At 70.6% G+C, this 15,877-nt stretch carries 12 protein-coding genes and 1 tRNA gene; 5 read left to right on the top strand and 8 right to left on the bottom strand.

Translation table 11 applies throughout. The features are described 5' to 3' along the window. Nucleotides 1–25 precede the first annotated feature (25 nt). Together FHG10_RS04500 and FHG10_RS04495 are read right to left on the bottom strand one after the other, a co-directional pair. Nucleotides 26–1,357, bottom strand: a complete 1,332-nt coding sequence (locus FHG10_RS04500) for a M1 family metallopeptidase (protein ID WP_152352142.1) — start codon at nt 1,355–1,357, stop codon at nt 26–28. Then, nucleotides 1,354–5,223 (bottom strand): Pls/PosA family non-ribosomal peptide synthetase, encoded by a 3,870-nt coding sequence (locus FHG10_RS04495; protein ID WP_227488032.1) that lies wholly within the window; start codon nt 5,221–5,223, stop codon nt 1,354–1,356. The genes FHG10_RS04500 and FHG10_RS04495 overlap by 4 nt, the downstream gene beginning before the upstream one ends. A gap of 192 nt (nt 5,224–5,415) precedes the next feature. On the opposite strand from FHG10_RS04495, the gene FHG10_RS04490 reads away from it, so the two are divergent. Beyond that, complete coding sequence (locus FHG10_RS04490) at nt 5,416–5,700, top strand: GlsB/YeaQ/YmgE family stress response membrane protein (protein ID WP_152352140.1); 285 nt, start codon at nt 5,416–5,418, stop codon at nt 5,698–5,700. A gap of 189 nt (nt 5,701–5,889) precedes the next feature. Here FHG10_RS04490 and FHG10_RS18170 read toward each other — a convergent pair whose 3' ends face one another. The 4 genes from FHG10_RS18170 to FHG10_RS04465 all read right to left on the bottom strand — a co-directional run bounded on the left by FHG10_RS18170 (nt 5,890) and on the right by FHG10_RS04465 (nt 9,646). Beyond that, nucleotides 5,890–6,963, bottom strand: a complete 1,074-nt coding sequence (locus tag FHG10_RS18170; protein ID WP_227488031.1) for a DUF3349 domain-containing protein — start codon at nt 6,961–6,963, stop codon at nt 5,890–5,892. 30 nt (nt 6,964–6,993) lie between these two features. Beyond that, the gene (locus tag FHG10_RS04475) at nt 6,994–7,278 is read right to left on the bottom strand and encodes a hypothetical protein (protein ID WP_227488030.1); all 285 of its coding nucleotides are present in this window, start codon (nt 7,276–7,278) and stop codon (nt 6,994–6,996) included. A 1-nt stretch (nt 7,279) separates the two neighbouring features. After that, nucleotides 7,280–8,620, bottom strand: a complete 1,341-nt coding sequence (locus tag FHG10_RS04470) for an inorganic phosphate transporter (RefSeq protein ID WP_193636198.1) — start codon at nt 8,618–8,620, stop codon at nt 7,280–7,282. A 276-nt stretch (nt 8,621–8,896) separates the two neighbouring features. Beyond that, a complete protein-coding gene (locus tag FHG10_RS04465; protein WP_152352139.1) occupies nt 8,897–9,646 on the bottom strand; it encodes an IMPACT family protein in 750 nt (249 codons plus the stop codon). A gap of 148 nt (nt 9,647–9,794) precedes the next feature. On the opposite strand from FHG10_RS04465, the gene FHG10_RS04460 reads away from it, so the two are divergent. The 4 genes from FHG10_RS04460 (at nt 9,795) to FHG10_RS04445 (ending at nt 11,803) form a co-directional block, all read left to right on the top strand. Continuing rightward, a complete protein-coding gene (locus FHG10_RS04460) occupies nt 9,795–10,337 on the top strand; it encodes a universal stress protein (RefSeq protein ID WP_193636197.1) in 543 nt (180 codons plus the stop codon). Between the two features lie 82 nt (nt 10,338–10,419). After that, nucleotides 10,420–11,052: a hypothetical protein gene (locus FHG10_RS04455; protein ID WP_152352137.1), complete on the top strand. Its 633-nt coding sequence runs from the start codon at nt 10,420–10,422 to the stop codon at nt 11,050–11,052. Nucleotides 11,053–11,175: 123 nt separating this feature from the next. Next, nucleotides 11,176–11,248, top strand: a tRNA-Lys gene (locus FHG10_RS04450). 240 nt (nt 11,249–11,488) lie between these two features. After that, nucleotides 11,489–11,803 carry a hypothetical protein gene (locus FHG10_RS04445; protein WP_122943351.1) on the top strand — a complete coding sequence of 105 codons (315 nt, stop codon included), beginning with the start codon at nt 11,489–11,491 and terminating at the stop codon, nt 11,801–11,803. 152 nt (nt 11,804–11,955) lie between these two features. On the opposite strand, the gene FHG10_RS04440 is transcribed toward FHG10_RS04445, so the two are convergent. Both FHG10_RS04440 and FHG10_RS04435 read right to left on the bottom strand, forming a co-directional pair. Next, nucleotides 11,956–14,136: a heavy metal translocating P-type ATPase gene (locus tag FHG10_RS04440; RefSeq protein ID WP_228359032.1), complete on the bottom strand. Its 2,181-nt coding sequence runs from the start codon at nt 14,134–14,136 to the stop codon at nt 11,956–11,958. A gap of 222 nt (nt 14,137–14,358) precedes the next feature. Further along, nucleotides 14,359–15,861, bottom strand: a complete 1,503-nt coding sequence (locus tag FHG10_RS04435) for a multicopper oxidase family protein (protein ID WP_152352136.1) — start codon at nt 15,859–15,861, stop codon at nt 14,359–14,361. Nucleotides 15,862–15,877: the final 16 nt, after the last annotated feature.

Raw genomic sequence — 15,877 nt, 5'->3', positions numbered from 1 at the left:
CGGCCCGGCGCACGTCCGCGTGGGATCAGGCCGGACGCGGGCACTCCGGCAGCGGCAGCGACTCGAGCCATGCCTCCGCGAGGTCCCCGAGCTCCTGCCCGCTCTCGCGCTCCGCGTGCTCGAGCAGCATCGCAGTGGTGACGTTCCCGCCGACGTGCTCGGCGAGGTAGGAGCGCAGGAGCGCGAAGAACGCGTCGTCGCCCACGCGCATCCGCAGGGCGTGCACGGTGAGGGCGCCGCGCTTGTAGACCCGGTCGTCGAACATGAGCTCGGGCCCGGGATCGGCGAGCAGCAGATCCTGGGGGAGCTCGGCGAGCAGCGCGTGGTGCTTCTCGGCCTCCGCCTGCACGGTCGAGACCCCGGAGCGCTCGGCCCACAGCCACTCGCAGTAGCAGGCGAAGCCCTCGTGCAGCCAGATGTCCTTCCACGCGGAGAGGGTGACGGCGTTGCCGAACCACTGGTGGGAGAGCTCATGGGCGATCAGGCGCACGGACTCCCAACCGGTGTCCACGAGGTTTGCGCCGAAGGTGGAGAGCCCCTGGGACTCCAGCGGGATCTCGAGGTCGTCCTCGGTGATCACCGCCGTGTACGAGGGGAACGGGTAGGGCCCGAAGAGCTCGGCGAAGAAGGCGAGCATCTCGCCCTGCCGGGCGAAGGATCCCAGCAGGTCGTCGGGCGTCGTGCCCTGCGGGACGAGCGTGCGCACGGGCACGCCGGCGCCGGAGATCTCGACAGGGGAGTAGCGGCCGATCTGCACGGTGGCCAGGTACGTCGCCATCGGCACGTTCTGCCGGTAGGTCCACGTGGTCACCGCGCTGCGGCGGCGCGTGCCCTCGAGCTCGCCGGCGGCGGCGACCCAGTAGTCCGGCGGGGCGCCGAGGTGCAGCGTGTACGTCGCCTTGTCGTCGGGCCGGTCGTTGCACGGGAACCAGGAGGGGGCGCCGTGGGGCTGCGCGGAGACGATGACGCCGTCGGTCAGCTCCTCCCAGCCGGTCGCGCCGAGCACGCGCGAGGGCACCGGGCGGGGCTTGCCGGAGTACTTCACCCGCACCGTGAACTCCTGGTCCGCGGCGATCGGAGTGCGCACGGTGAGCGTGCCGGAGCGGTGTCTGGTCTTCACGGCGCGGCCGTCGACCTGCACCTTCTGGGCGCTCAGACCGTACAGGTCCAGACGGATCGAGTCCGCGTCCTCGAGGGCGCGGCAGTGCAGCGTCGCGTCGCCCTCGAGCCGGTTGGTGTCGACCTTGTAGACGAGGTCGAGGTCGTAGTGCTCGACCCCGAAGGAGCGGTCACCGTGGCCGGGGACGTAGGGGTCCGCGCCGTCCGTCCCGCGCGCGTGCGCGCCGTGTCCCCTCATGCGTCGTCCTCCCACGGTCCGATCGGATTGCCCTGCCATCGCGTCCCCGCCGGGACGCTCTCGCCGCGCATCACCAGGGACACCGGTCCCACGGTCGCATGCCGGTCGATCCGCGCCGCAGGGAGGATCACGCTGCCCGGGCCGAGGGTCGCGCCCTCGGCCAGCACGACCGCGTCCATGCTGAGCACGCGGTCGTGGAACAGGTGGGTCTGCACCACGCAGCCGCGGTTCACGGTCGCGCCGTCGCCGAGCTCGACCAGATCGGTCTCGGGCAGCCAGTACGACTCGCACCAGACGCCGCGGCCGATGCGGGCGCCGAGCGCGCGCAGCCACCAGTTCAGAGCGAGCGTACCGGTCGTGGCGCGTGCGAACCACGGGGCGGCCAGCACCTCGGTGAAGGTGTCGGCAAGCTCATTGCGCCACACGAACGACGTCCACAGCCCGTGCTCGCCCACCCGGTGCCGGCCGACGATCAGCCACTTCGCGGCCACGGAGACCACAGCGGCGGCGACCGACCCGGCCAGCAGCACCGGACCGCCCAGCAGCACCGCGGCGCCGAGCCCGTAACGGGCCACGAGGACGAGCAGGGTCGCGCCGACCGCCGCCCACAGCACCACTGCCAGCAGCATCGGCAGGATCCGGCAGGTCTCGACGATCCCGCGGAACACCCGCAGCCGGCGCGCGGGCGCATAGGTGCGGGACGCGTCGGCCTCGCTGCCGGCGCGGCGCAGCCGCCGCGGCGGGCTGCCCATCCAGGAGCCGCCGGCCTTCGCCGAGGTCCGACGGGGCGCCGCCGACAGGACCGCGACCAGGGACTTCTTGGGGACCTTGCGTCCGGGGGCGAGCATGCCGGAGTTGCCCACGAAGGCGCGCTTGCCGACCTTCACCCGCTCCACGCGGATCCACCCGCCGCCGAGCTCGTAGGGGCCCACCATAGTGTCGTCGGCCAGGAAGGCGTCGTCGCTGACCTGCACGAGGCTCGGGATGAGCAGCACCGTCGAGGCCTCGACGCCCTTGCCCACGCGCGCGCCGAGGGCACGCAGCCAGAGCGGGGTGAGCGCACCCGAGTAGAGGGGGAACAGCCAGCTGCGGGCCTCGTCGAGCAGGCGCAGCGTCCCCCAGATCTGCACGCCCGGCAGGGAGCGCACCGGATGATGGCCGGGGCGGATGCCGAGGGCGAACAGCCGGGTCAGGCCCAGCACCAGCAGGATCAGCACGAGGTAGCCGACGAGGGCGGACAGCGGCAGCCAGGGCAGCGCCGCGAGGACCGCCCCGCCCAGGGTCGGCGCGGAGGCGATCGCGGGAACAGCCACCGCACCGCCCGCGACGACGGCCACGGCCGGGAGCGCCGCGATGACCAGGGCGACGAGCGCGTACACGCCCTGCCAGAGCGCTCCGCGGTGCGGGTGCTCGCTGGACCAGGGGCCGCGGGCGCGGGCCTTCCGACGGGCAGGGGAGCCGGACCAGAACTCGCCCGCAGGGACGTCGCCGAGCACGGCCGATCCCGGGGCGATCTCCGCGTCCCTGCCCACGTGCGCGCAGGGGCCCAGGGTGCTGCGGGCGCCGATGCGGGCGCGCTTGCCGATGCGCACCGCGCCGATGTGCAGGGTGTCGCCGTCGATCCAGGTGCCGGTGAGGTCGACCTCCGGCTCGACGGAGGCGCCGGCGCCGATGCGCAGCAGGCCGGTGACCGGAGGCAGCGCGTGCAGATCCGCGTCGCGTCCGATCCTCGCCCCGAGCAGGCGCGCGTAGTACGGGACCCAGGGGGCGCCCGCGAGGCCGTGTGCGCCGAGCTCCTCCTGGAGGCGCTCGGCGCACCACAGGCGCAGGTGCGCGAGGCCTCCGCGGCGGTGGGTGCCGGGCCGCCGGATCCCGGCGAGCAGCAGCCGCGCGAGCAGCGCGGCGAGGGTCATCCGCACGGGAGGGACGAGGAGCACGAGCGCCGCCGGGACGAGCACGGCGAGAGGAGCAGTCGGCGCCCAGGCGACGCCGAGCAGCCCGGAGGCGAGGGTCGAGGCGAGCATCAGCCAGGTGAGCCAGCGCAGCGCTCCGATGGCGCGCAGCGGCAGCAGCAGGACCAGCTGGGCGGCCTGGAAGCCGCGGCGCAGGGGAGGCGCCTCGTCCTCGTTGCGGGCGCTCGAGGTGCCCATCCCGTCGAGCGCGGCGGCGAGGGAGGCGATCGTGGAGTGCGCGTAGACGTCGGCGACGGCGACCTCCGGGTGCATCTCCCGCAGCCGGCCGACGACCTGCGCGGCCGTGAGCGAGCCGCCGCCCAGGTCGAAGAAGTCGTCGCGCACCGAGGTGGCGCGGGCACCGAGGACGTCGGACCAGATCTCGGCGATCCAGGCGGCGGTGCCCTCGAGGTCGCGGGCCGAGCCCGGGGCCGACGGCAGGGGCCAGGGCAGGGCGTCGCGGTCGACCTTCCCGGAGGTGCGCGTGGGCATGTCCTCGACCACGGCCAGGCGCGGCACGAGCGCGGCGGGCATGCGCTCGCGCAGGAGGGCGCGGGCGGCGTCCGCGTCGAAGGTGGCTTCGGCCGTCAGGTACCCGACCAGGAGCGTGTTGCCGGTCTTCGTGGAGCGCACGGCCGCCGCGGCGGAGACCACGCCGGGCAGGCGCAGCAGCTGGTCGTCGATCTCGCCGAGCTCGATGCGGCGCCCGCCGAGCTTGATCTGGTCGTCGGCCCGCCCCGCGAACAGCAGCCCGTCCGAGTCGTTGACCACGCGGTCCCCGGAGCGGTAGGCCCGGTCCCAGCCGAGGGCGGGCATGGGCGCGTACTTCTCGGCATCCTTCGCGGGGTCGAGGTAGCGGGCGAGCCCCACACCGCCGATGATGAGCTCGCCGGTGGCTCCCGCCGCGACCGGCTCGCCCTGCGCGTCGACGACGGCGAGATCCCAGCCGGCCAGGGGGAGACCGATGCGCACCGGATCGGTGCCGTCGAGCTGCGCCGCGCAGGCGACGACCGTCGCCTCCGTCGGCCCGTAGGTGTTCCAGACCTCCCTGCCGGGGGCCTGGAGTCGCGCGGCCAGCTCGGGCGGGCAGGCCTCGCCGCCCATGATGAGCAGCCGCACGGCCTCGAGCGAGGAGTCCGGCCACAGCGAGACCAGCGTGGGGACGGTCGAGACGATGGTGATGGAGTTCGCGAGCAGCCACGGGCCGACGTCGACCCCCGAGCGGACCAGCGAGCGCGGCGCCGGGACGAGGCAGGCGCCGTGGCCCCAGGCCAGCCACATCTCCTCGCAGCTCGCGTCGAAGGCGACCGAGAGGCCCGCCATCACGCGGTCGCCCGGGCCCAGCGGCGCGTCCTGCAGGAAGAGCCGCGACTCGGCGTCGACGAAGGCGGCGGCGCTGCGGTGGGAGACGGCCACGCCCTTGGGCTTGCCGGTCGATCCCGAGGTGAAGATGATCCAGGCGTCGTCCTCGGGAGAGGGAGCGACGACCTCACCGGATGCCGAGGGCTCCTCGGCATGCACCCCTGTCGGGGCGAGCGCGAGATCGTCGCCGAGCACTGCTGCCACCCCGGACTCCTCGAAGACCACGCGGGCGCGCTCGTCCGGATCCTCGGCGTCCACGGGGACGTAGGCAGCGCCCGCGAGCAGCGTGCCGAGGATCGCGACGTACAGGTCGGGCGTGCCCGAGGTGATGCGCACGCCCACCCGCGAGCCCGGGCCCACGCCGATCACGGCGAGACGGCCCGCGACCTCGGAGGCGGCGGCGTGCAGCTGGGAGTAGGTGAGGGGCTCGAGCCCCGTGTCGATCGCGAGGGCGTCGCCGTGGGCGGCGACGGTCGCGCGGAAGAGGTCGACGAGGGTGCGGGGCGCGGGGGCGCGGTCTCCGGCGAGGAGCGCGGGCACAGGGGCTGTCACAGCATGATTGTCGGGTATCGACGCGCCGATCCCGGCACCGACGTGAGGGATCAGGAGCCCGTGTGACCAGCAGGTGAACAGATGTTCGCCGTCGCGCGGACGGGACATGTCCTAGGGGTCCGGGGCGACGATGTGGGATCGTGGGTGCTCACAGGGTCCGCATCCGCGGGCCGAGAGGAAAGGAGCTTCCCCATGGGTCTCATCGGTCTCATCATCTCCTGGATCATCATCGGTGCCATCATTGGGCTCATCGCCCGGGCGATCCTGCCCGGCAAGCAGGCGATGGGCATCGGGATGACGATCATCCTCGGTGTCATCGGAGCCATCGTCGGCGGGTTCATCGGCAGCCTCTTCGGCGGCGACGGCATCAGCGGCATCATGAACAACCCCTGGAGCATCGGCACGATCCTGCTCTCCGTGGTGGGAGCGATCATCGTGATGGTGATCTACGGGCTGGTCACCAAGAACCGCTCCTGACCCCGTCCGGTCCCGATGACGGGACCCGGCGGAGCATCCCGACCCCGCACCGGAACGACGAGCGCCCGATGCCGCAAGGCATCGGGCGCTCGTGCATGTCAGGGGAGCCGGACGCTCACCGCGGGGCTCGCGGGGTTCGCGGGGCAACCGGGGTGCTGCGCGGCGTGCGGGGGAGTGCGTGCGGCGCGGTCAGCGCCTCTCGCCCAGCGGCCAGCCCTGCACGGCGAGGTGCTCGGCGACGCGGCGCATCTCCTGCTCGGTGGGCAGATCGTTGGTGTAGCGCGTGATCGCGACGCCCGCGTCCGTCGGGTCGACGATGCGGTGCCCCGCCTCGTCCACGAGGTGCGAGGCGATCTCCCTCGCTTCGTCGTCCGTGAGCTGGCGGCGCAGCAGCGCGAGCAGCGGCAGGCGGTCGGTCGCCGGGATGCCCGCCGGGTAGCCGGCGGAGAGCCAGTCGAGGATCCTCTGGACCGTGCTCGAGGACGGCGCGGGCGGCAGGTCGGAGCCAGGGGCCGACGACCCGGGGACCGACGGCGCGGGGGCCGACGAGGCGTTCGAAGCGGTGTCGGCATCTGCCGGTGCTGCCGCGTCAGCAGGTGCAGACGCGTCGGCGGGTGCTCGCGTGTCAGCGGGTGCTCGCGTGTCAGCGGGCGCTGCCGAATCGGCGGGCGCTGCCGCGTCGGCAGGAGCCGCCGCGTCCTCAGGCTCTGTCGCGTCCTCCGGTGCGGTCGGGCCCTGCGTCGTGGATGCCGAGGCGTCGGCAGCCTGCGGTGCGCTCGTCCGGGGTGCGATCGTCGCGGAGCCGTCGGTCGGCTCGGCGGTCCAGCGCGCAGCGCTCTCGCCGTCGGCCGCATCGGCCTCGCGGGCGCCTTCAGCGGCGTCGGACTGGGCGGCGGCCGCCTGAGCGCCGCGACGGCTGTGGTCCACGCGCTCGACGCCGCCGTCGGCCGCGACGGCCCGCGCGACCTCGGCGGACTCCTCGTCGACGGGCCAGCCGGCGTCGGCCAGGCGCTCGGCGACCTCACGGGTGTGGTCCTCCGTGACCGGCGCCGACGTCACGCGGCCGATCGCCCCGCGGACGTCCTCCTGGGTGACGTCGCCCTCGGGGTTCTCGCGCTGGAGATCATGGATGATCCGCTCCAGCTCCTCCTCGCTCAGGTTGTGCGTGAGGAGGGCGAGCAGCGGGTAGAAGTCCTTCGGCGGCACGCCGTCGGGATAGCCGACGCGCAGCCAGTTCAGGATCATGCTCAGCGGGTTGTTCATCAGTCCTGTGCCCCTCGATCTCGCAAGCCCTCAGAGGGGCAGCTGGATACCAAGGTAGTGGTCGAGGCTGCCCTTCGTGATGAACAGCAGACCATAGAGGATGACGAGCGCGACCACGGCGAAGATGGCCCAGGCGCCCACTCGCGCCACGGGGTTCGCGGCGATCACGGTGCCGTCGCGCTCCTCGCCGCCCTGGCCGCGGTCCTGCAGCTTCATCCCGATCGAGAAGAGCAGGGGCAGTCCCGCGCCGAGCAGCAGGCCGACGCCGAGCACCTTGAGCGTGCCGGTGATGATCTCGATGAATTCTGCGGACATCTCAGGAGTCCTTCCTGCTCGGCGTGGACACGGGGACCTTCGTTGTCGCGGGCGTCGCCGCGGGCGCGGGAGTCACTGCGGATGCGGACGCCGCGGAGGACGGGGTGCGGACCTCCTCGGCCGGCGTCTCGAGCACGTAGCCGTCCTCGGGGGTGAGTGCGGAGGGAGCCTCGGCGCCCTCGTCCCACTCGTCGTTGACGTTGCCGGCGTCGACCTTCTGCAGCTGCGAGCGATAGTAGATGTATCCGCCGACGGCCAGCAGGATCGCGAAGACGAGGAAGGCGCCGCCGACCCCGCCCACGAGGTGGCCGATGAAGTAGGTGATCGCGCCGACGACGGCCGCCGCGGGCAGCGTCAGCAGCCAGCCGACGGCCATGCGCCCGGCGACGCCCCAGCGGACCTGGGCGCCGGGACGGCCGACGCCGGAGCCGACGATCGAGCCGGTGGCCACATGGGTGGTGGACAGCGCCATGCCCAGGTGGCTCGAGGTCAGGATGATCGCCGCGGAGGACGCCTCGGCGGCCATGCCCTGCGGGGAGTCGAGCTCGACGAGGCCCTTGCCGAGCGTGCGGATGACGCGCCAGCCGCCCATGTAGGTGCCCAGGGCGATCGCGCCCGCGCAGACGATGATGATCCACGGCGGCAGGCCGTTGTCGATGATCTCCTGATCGGAGAGGGTGCCGTGGGCGATGAGGCCCAGGGCGATGACGCCCATGGTCTTCTGCGCGTCGCCCGTGCCGTGGGCGAGGGAGACCAGTGAGGCGGTCGCGATCTGGCCGTAGCGGAAGCCCTTCTCGCGGCGTTCCTCGCGCACGTTCGCGGTGACGCGGAAGACCAGCCAGGCGGCGGTCGCGGCGATCGCGCCGGCGATGAAGGGGGAGAGCAGTGCGGGGATGATGACCTTGATCATCAGCCCCTCCCAGTTGATGCCCACCGTGCCCAGGGCCGCGAGGCCGGCGCCGATGAGACCGCCGAACAGGGCGTGGGAGGAGCTCGAGGGGATGCCGAACAGCCAGGTCGCGAGGTTCCACAGGATGCCGCCGACGAGGCCCGCGAAGATGATGAACATCGCCGTCTCTGCGTCGAGGCCCGTGATCAGCGCTCCGGTGTCGGTGTCCTGGATCTTCAGCACCGAGGTGGTGACGGTGACCGCCACCTCCACGGAAAGGAAACCGCCGATCACGTTCAGGATCGCTGAGAGCGTGACGGCGGTCTTCGGCTTGAGCGCACCGGTGGCGATGGACGTCGCCATCGCATTGCCGGTGTCGTGGAAGCCGTTCGTGAAGTCGAAGGCCACTGCCGTGATGATCAGCAGGGCGAGGATGACGATGTCACCTGTCATGACGCCAGTGTGCGCCGGGGATTATGCGGGGTGCCAGTTCCCCCGGGGCCCGTTCACCTTCCGTTCACCCGGTTCCTGGGCATTCGTGCGTGCCTGTACGAGATGTCACAGCAGGGGCACATGTCTAAGGCGTGGCCAGCACGGCCCGATGTCACCTTCTGTTCACCCGGATCCGGCGCTCACCGGCCCTGTACGCCCGGGGTTCAGCATGTGTACACCCTGTCTCGGGCGGGATCCCCGTGTCCGGGCGGACCCGGAGCGAGCGCGGAGTGGGAGTCAGAGCGGCACGTCGAGCGTGCGCCGCCCCGCCTCCTGCGGGACGAAGCGGCCCTGCGACCACGCGGCGACGTCCTGGGCGAGGTCCTCTGCCAGAGCGGGGTCGATGAGGAGGTGCAGCTGCGCGCCGCCCTCGCCGTACTCCGTGGGCTCGACGAGGGCGCTGCGCGCGCTGTGGAGATCCGCCCAGTGGCGCACGGCGTTCTCGGCGAGGCCGACGTCCGTGAAGGGCACCTCGAGCCGGATCTCGCTGCGCTCGGTGCGCTCGAGCAGCTCGGCGTGCGCGAGGGCCTGCTCGACGGCGGCCGTGTAGGCGCGCACGAGTCCGCCGGCGCCCAGCTTCACGCCGCCGAAGTAGCGCACCACGATCGCGAGGGTGTCGGTGAGGTCCGCGTGCAGGAGGGACTGCAGCATCGGCATGCCCGCGGTGCCGGCGGGCTCCCCGTCGTCGCTCGAGCGCTGCACGGGGCCCGCGCCGGTGGCGGCCTCCGAGATCACGAGCGCGGAGCAGTGGTGGCGCGCGCCGGGGTGCGCGGCGCGGGCGGCGCGCAGCAGCGCGTCGGCCTGCTCGGTCGAGGTCACGGGATGAAGCTCGGCGAGGAAGCGGGACTTCTTCTCGACGAGCTCCTCGGCGCTCGCGCGGGCGAGCGTGCGCACCGGGGTCGGTGTGCGCGCACGGGATGCAGCGGCGGCCGACGGCGCGGGGTCGGGCAGGGGAGCGGTGCCGGGTGCTCTCTCCTCGCGACTCATCCCGGCAGTCTACGGAGAAGGTCGGGACCTTCGACCTCCCCCATCCATGCCCGGCGAGGAGCACAATGGGGTCACCGGCGACGTCGCCGGTGTCGACCGTCAGATCCTGCGGGGTCGCCCCGCAGGCGCCGGAAGGAAGTGGTCCGTCGTGAACGCAGCCCCCGAGCAGTCCGGAGACGCGCCCCGCAGCGGCGAAGCCCGACAGATCGTCGTCGGGGTGGTCGACGAGAGATCGCGGACGGTGATCCAGACCGCCGCGCAGTATGCGAAAGCCTTCCATGCGACCCTCACCTGCGTGTACGTCGAATCGACGATGCTCGCCCTCGGCGAGACCCCGCAGGGCTCCCTGTACGCGGCGGGCCTCGCCGCGGAGATCGACGAGCCCTTCTTCCCCGACGACCTCACGAAGGTCATCGAGGAGGGAGTGGGCACGACCGGCGTGAGCTGGAAGGCCGTGCCGCGCCGCGGCACCCCGACGGTCGAGCTGCACGAGGTCGCCGAGGACGTCGACGCCCTCATGTTCGTCCTGGGCACCCGCAAGCCGGGCCTGCGGGACTCCATGCGCGAGTTCATCAACGGATCCGTCGCCACCCAGCTCTCACACAAGCAGGTGCGGCCCATCGTGGTGGTCCCGCTGTGCGTGGTCGGGCACGACGACGACCTGCCGTGGATGGGCGACGGGCAGTCCTGACCAGAACCTGGTCCAGCACGGGGTGTGAGCTGGTCCTTTCCGATATCGTGTGAATCGCACCATGTCGATGAAGGAGACTCCCGTGAGCATGCCCGCCCAGCCCCAGTACCCCGGCAGCCCGCAGGGCGCTCCCGGGGCTCCCGCTTCCTACCCCGCCCCGAACGGTAAGGTCCCCGGTAAGGGGATGAAGCGGGCCGGACTGATCATGCTGATCGTCGGCATCGTGTTCCTGCTCATCGGAGTGGTCGCCCTGGTCGTCTCGATCGTGAAGGTCGCTGGCGGCATGTCCGACGTGGCCGACGGGAGCACTGTCTTCTCGGGGTCGACGACTCTTCAGCTCGAGGCCGGCAAGGACATGCAGGCCTACGCCCCGGCCGATGGCACCGCGCCCACGTGCAGCGTCATCGGTGAGGACGGCACTCCTCCCAAGACCGGCACCGTCGACACGAACAGCTCCGTGAGCGCCAAGGGCGAGAGCTGGAAGTCCTTCGGATCCTTCACCGCCACGAAGACCCAGCAGTACAAGATCGACTGCGACGGCTCCGGCCAGGTGATGGTCGCCCCGCCGCTGGGCGGGGGCTTCGTGGGTGGCGTCGTCGGCATCGTCGGCAGCATCGGGGTCGGAGGCTTCGGCTTCCTCCTCCTCGTGGTCGGCGTGATCCTGTTCTTCGTCGGCCGGAGCAAGGCCAAGAAGGCGCAGAACCCCGCCTTCTGATCCCTCCGCACGAGTCCGCCCGCCGGCCCTCCGGCCCTGCCTGTTCGACCAGGTGGGACGGAGGGCCGACGTGCGTCCCGCGGGCGTGCGCGGATAGGATGGACGGGCCCGCCAGGCGGGCACGGGCCTGTAGCTCAGTTGGCAGAGCATCGGACTTTTAATCCGCGGGTCGAGGGTTCGATCCCCTCCGGGCCCACCCTGGTCAGGACTATGTTCGTGGTTGCGGGCCTCGCCCCAAAATGGGCAATGACAGCAACGCTGACAGCAACGCGGCTGTGTGTGCTGTGCGGGACGAGGGGTGACAGCAACCGATCCTTCGCCACTCCGCGAGCGCCGTCGGGACAGATTCAGAATGCCTCGGCCACAGTGCTCCACGTCCTGGTGGAGGGCGGGCGAGCATTCCGAACATCAGCTCCTCAGTCACGGAGGTATGTGCATGAGTGCCGCCGAACGGCCCAGAGTTGTCTGCCTCTGCGGTTCGCTGCGCTTCCAGAGCCTGTTCGAGTCGGAGCGGCGTCGTCTTACTGCGCTCGGGATGATCGTGCTCGCCCCCGAGGCGATCGATGAAGACCTGACACCAGCCCGACGTGAGGCTCTGGGGGAGCTGCATCTACGCCGTATCGACGTGTCGGACGAGGTGCGAGTGGTGAGCGAAAGCGGATACCTCGGATCGGCAACGCGGCGTGAAATTGCGTACGCGAGAAAGAGGTGCAAGAGCATCAGCTCAATGGATCCGATCCTCGACCTCTAAAGCCATCGGGGCATCCCCCTTTCGTCATCGCGCGAGTTGCGGGATTAATGGCCGGCTCCGATTCTCGGTGTCGTCTCGACGCTCATGGTGGGCCTTGATCGTGGAGTACTGCGTTGACGACGATCATGAGAGGTTCCGTTCTGTGAGCGGGATCAGCGTCGGTCGCGCAGGGCCGCGACAGTTGCTTCCGGGTGCAGGTCGAGGCGTCGCAGGAGCTGGGCGTTCATCGCGACGACGACGGTGGACAGGGACATGAGGATCGCGCCGACGGACATGGGCAGCACGAATCCGATAGGGGCGAGGATTCCGGCGGCGAGCGGCACGGAGATAAGGTTGTAGCCGGCTGCCCACCAGAGGTTCTGCTTCATCTTCCGGTAGGCGGCGCGGGAGAGCTCGATCACTGAGAGCACCGAGCGAGGATCGGAGCTGGCAAGCACCACACCGGCCGAGGCGATCGCGACGTCGGTGCCGGCCCCGATGGCGATGCCGACATCGGCCTGGGCGAGGGCGGGGGCGTCGTTGACGCCGTCGCCGATCATCGCGACCTTCTTGCCCTCCTTCTGGAGCTGGGCGACCTTCGAGGACTTGTCCTCGGGACGTACCCCGGCGAAGATACGGTCGATGCCGAGCTCACGGCCGACGCTGTTCGCGACCGCCTCGGCGTCGCCGGTGATCATGACGACCTCGACCCCCAGGCTGTGCAGGGCATCGATGGCTTCGCGAGATTCGGGGCGCACTTCGTCGTGGAGCTTGAGACCGCCGATCACCTCGCCGTCCCGGAGGACGTGGAGGATGATCGCGCCCTCCTGGCGCCAGGCCTCAGCGTCTTCGATCTCGCGTGCTCCGGTTTCCTCGAGCAGGCGGGGGCCGCCTACGCGGATCTCGTCTCCATCTACTTGGGCGCTCACTCCCAAGGCAGGGGTAGAGCTGATGTCGGAGCCCGTCGGGATCCGGACTCCCTCGGCCTGCGCCTTGGCGATGATGGCGCGGGCGAGCGGATGCTCGCTCTCGGCTTCGGCGGCAGCTGCCAGGGCCAGCACGTCGGTCTCCTCCGCGCCGCGGGTGATGATCTCAGCGAGGACGGGCTCGCCCTTGGTGAGAGTGCCGGTCTTGTCGAACAGGACGGCGTCGACGGTGCGCATCGCCTCCAGCGCCAGGCGGTCCTTCACCAGGACGCCGCCGCGGGCAGCCCGCTCTGTCGCGATCGAGACCACCAGCGGGATCGCGAGCCCCAGGGCGTGGGGGCAGGCGATGACCAGGACGGTCACCGTGCGGACCACTGCCTCATCGGGCATTCCGAGCAGTGACCAGGCGATTGCCGTGATCACGGCAGCGCCGAGAGCGAACCAGAACAGCCAGGCCGATGCCTTGTCTGCGATGCGCTGTGCCCGGGAGGTGGAGTTCTGCGCCTCGGTCACCAGGCGCTGGATGCCGGCGAGGGCGGTGTCGTCACCGGTGGCGGTGACCTCAATGCGGAGGCTGGAATCCGTGGCGACGGTCCCCGCCACGACGGAGTCTCCGGTGGAGCGCGTCACGGGACGGGACTCGCCGGTGACCATGGACTCGTCCACGTCGGCGCGGCCTTCGCGGATCGTGCCGTCGGCCGGGACGCTCGCCCCCGGGCGCACCAGGACCAGATCCCCGTGTTGCAGCTCAGTCGGTGAGACATTCACGATCTCGTCACCGTCGATGCGTTCTGCCATGTCGGGAAGCAGTGCGGCCAGGGAGTCGAGCGCGGAGGTCGTCTGGGCGAGGGATCGCATCTCGACCCAGTGCCCCAGCAGCATGATGACGATCAGCAGGGCGAGCTCCCACCAGAATTCCAGCTGGTGGTCGAGGAGGCCAAGGGTGGCTCCCCAGGAGGCGATGAACGCAACCGTGATCGCGAGCCCGATCAGGAGCATCATTCCGGGTTGACGGGAGCGGATCTCGGAGACTGCGCCGGTGAGGAACGGGCGGCCGCCCCAGATGTACATGACGGTGCCGAGGAGCGGGGCGATCCACATCGCGCCGGGAAGATCGGGAACGCTGTAGCCGAGCAGCATCGCGAACATCGGCGAGAATGCGACAACTGGGACCGCGATGATCAGGTTGATCCAGAACAACCGCCGGAACTGCCCGACGTGGTCTCCATGACCGGAATGGCCACCATGTCCTGAGTGACCCTCGTGGCCTGAGTGGTCCTCATGGTCGCCGTGAGATCCATCGTCGCTATTCGCGTCGGATGCGTCGCGCTCAGCAATGCCGGTGCCGGGAGATGTGTGGGAGGGATGAGGGTGCTGCATGTCGGGTTCTCCGTGGGCGTGACGGTGTGTGGGGTTGCCAGCGTTCATACGCCTGACCATATACCCCTGGGGGGTATGTATCGAGGGGTTGGAGTCCGCTGTGAGCATCGGCGTGATCCAGGTGCGGAGGTGTGGCACTCGAGATATCACGTCGGCGCCAGAGTCCAAGCCGCTGACTCCGACCTGCTGGCCCGCTCACCCTTGAGCGAGGCCCAGGAGAGCGACACCAATGTCAGCCTTCTTCGGCGCCGGGGGCCGGAACGCACGGCGTCAGGATGCGTAATCGATCCCTGTCATCATGCCGGCTTCCTGGTGGTAAGCGTTGTGGCAGTGTGCCGCCCATCGACCCGGATTGTCCGCATCGAAGTCGAGGGCGACCGATTCCATGGGTGCCAGCAGCACGGTGTCCTTGCGGAGACCGGAGGGCAGGGCGAAGGTGTGGCCGTGGATGTGCAGGGGATGGGTCATCATCGTCTGGTTGGACGCGATGATCCGCACCCGCTGTCCTTCGCGGATGCCGAGCGGAGTGTTCTGCCCGTAGGGTCTTCCGTTGATTGCCCAGCGGTAGGGCTGCATCGAGCCTTGGAACGCAAGCTCCAGTTCGGTGTCGACGGCGCGGTCCTCGAGCCGCGCGGTCTCGGCCGGTTCCAGGGTGGACCCGATGAGAACCTCCCCGTCGAGCTCTCTGACCTGGACGTTCGGAGCGGGAACGGAACCGGAGCCGGTCCTCAGCACCGCGAGCCCCTGGCCGCCGCTGGTCTTCCCGACAGGACGGGCCACCAGAGGGAACATGCCGTCCTTCACGGTGACCACCACGTCGTACCGTTCACCCATGCCGAGATAGAGCGCCTTGGCGGTGACGGGTTCGACGGCGAATCCGTCCGAGTGGGTGACGGAGAGGTCGTGGTCGCCAAGCGCGAGGGCGAAGATGGTGTCGGCGGAGGCGTTGATCAGGCGGACGCGCAGGCGCTGGCCAGGCTTCGCCTCGAAGATCTCCGGCGCTTCGGGAACCTGGCCGTTGACGCGGAAGTGGGGGTAGGCCACGTCACCCGCGTCGCCCCAGGGCTCGCCCCCCATCGGCATGCCGCCGTGGTCCATGCTGCCGGGTCCGTCGTCGCCCATGGGCATGTCGCCGTGGTCTATGCCGCCGGCATCTGAGGGCCCGGCGCCGGTGAGCGCGGCCAGGACCTCGTCTGGGGTCTGCCCGGTGCCATCGATCCAGTCATCGAGGGTCACGATCCATTCCGCGTCGTAGTCACCGGGTTCGTCGGGATCATCGATGATCAGTGGTGCGTAGAGCCCGCGGTCGAGCTGCAAGCCGACATGGGAGTGGAGGAAGTAGGTGCCGGGGTCGGGGGCGACGAACTCGTAGGTGAAAGACGCTTCCGGCTCGACGGCGTCCTGCGTCATCCCCGGCACCCCGTCGGCTGCGTTGTGCAGTCGGATGCCGTGCCAGTGGATCGTGGAGGTCTCGGGAAGGCGGTTCTCGAGCGTGATGTGCAGCAGGTCGCCGGCCGTGGCGCGGATCAGCGGCCCGGGGAGGCTCTCGCCGTATGCCCAGGTCGAGACCGTTTTCCCTCCGAGGTCCACCGTCGTCGGTGTCGCGGTGAGGGTCTGGGTGACGACGTTCTGACCGGCTTTCGGCGTAAGGGCAGGAGGCGGTGCGAAGGTCCCCGCCTCAGTCGGGGTGGTGCGGTTACCGCATGCCGCGAGTGTCAGCGCTGCCGCGCCGAGGCCTCCGGTGAACACGGTGCGGCGGGAAAAGGTCTTCACAGGTGTAGTCCTTCTG

The organism is Brachybacterium subflavum (assembly GCF_009299795.1).
GTDB classification, from domain to species: Bacteria; Actinomycetota; Actinomycetes; order Actinomycetales; family Dermabacteraceae; genus Brachybacterium; species Brachybacterium subflavum.
The sequence above is the reverse complement of the archived record's forward strand: the minus strand, read 5'-3'. Positions and strand labels throughout refer to the sequence as shown.

What these genes read in the sequence shown, in the direction of transcription:
- FHG10_RS04490 (WP_152352140.1), top strand. Translation starts at nt 5,416, where the DNA reads ATGGGTCTCATCGGTCTCATCATCTCCTGGATCATCATCGGTGCCATC.
- FHG10_RS04470 (WP_193636198.1), bottom strand. Translation starts at nt 8,620, where the DNA reads ATGACAGGTGACATCGTCATCCTCGCCCTGCTGATCATCACGGCAGTG.
- FHG10_RS04500 (WP_152352142.1), bottom strand. Translation starts at nt 1,357, where the DNA reads ATGAGGGGACACGGCGCGCACGCGCGCGGGACGGACGGCGCGGACCCC.
- FHG10_RS04445 (WP_122943351.1), top strand. Translation starts at nt 11,489, where the DNA reads ATGAGTGCCGCCGAACGGCCCAGAGTTGTCTGCCTCTGCGGTTCGCTG.
- FHG10_RS04475 (WP_227488030.1), bottom strand. Translation starts at nt 7,278, where the DNA reads ATGTCCGCAGAATTCATCGAGATCATCACCGGCACGCTCAAGGTGCTC.
- FHG10_RS04465 (WP_152352139.1), bottom strand. Translation starts at nt 9,646, where the DNA reads ATGAGTCGCGAGGAGAGAGCACCCGGCACCGCTCCCCTGCCCGACCCC.
- FHG10_RS18170 (WP_227488031.1), bottom strand. Translation starts at nt 6,963, where the DNA reads ATGAACAACCCGCTGAGCATGATCCTGAACTGGCTGCGCGTCGGCTAT.
- FHG10_RS04440 (WP_228359032.1), bottom strand. Translation starts at nt 14,136, where the DNA reads ATGAACGCTGGCAACCCCACACACCGTCACGCCCACGGAGAACCCGAC.